Source organism: Vibrio sp. 1249-1 (assembly GCF_033340495.1).
The window spans coordinates 1-681 of sequence record NZ_JAWOWJ010000586.1 but is presented as its reverse complement, the minus strand read 5'-3'; the positions used below and the strand labels follow the sequence as shown (position 1 = coordinate 681).

At 41.3% G+C, this 681-nt stretch carries 1 pseudogene; it reads left to right on the top strand.

Annotated features, from left to right (window positions below):
* Positions 1-178: 178 nt before the first annotated feature.
* Positions 179-681, top strand: a pseudogene (locus tag R7Z50_RS27775) (cytochrome C); the annotation flags it as partial.

Sequence of the window (681 nt, the reverse complement as noted above, 5' to 3'; positions counted from 1 at the left end):
TATTTCATATTGCGTCTATACTCTTACAAGCCATGTATTTCGATTTATTCAAGCGATGTAAATATGGATATTTTGCTTTTGGCTTGAATACAAAATTAATATTTCAATCAATTGTTTATTGAAATATTTAACCATTCCAACGCATTCCCACTTACTTTAGGACGAATCGAGAGGGACTATGAACGGTTTAAAGTCGATCGCTACATTAATATTTTTTATTTTACTGCTCACCGGATGTGGTCCAGACAGCAAAAACGATCAAAATACACCACCACCTGCGCTTGGTGATTTCGAGATCAGTGTTTCCGAGCCATCATTGGTCACTCAAGAAACCGGAGAAACCAAACTGGTGGTCGATTTTACCGTCAAAGACGGCAGTGGCAGATCTCATGAGCTAGACGAAACGAAAGATTTTCGCATCGCACTTCTTAAAGCAATGCCCTCTCGTGTCGATACACAAAATTCGAGCGATCCAGCCTTTGCCTTCAATGGGCGTCATGGCAATACCTATTGGAAGAGTTTCCATCACTCAAGTAATACCACAAATAACCGTGCCAGCATGGAGAGTGTTTGGGATGGAACACTAGTAAAAACAGACGAAGGGTATCGCTACACGTTTGCCATTCCTGACGTTTTAAAAGTGTCCGATCCTTATACTGCCGACTCTTCTAGCAACAACGG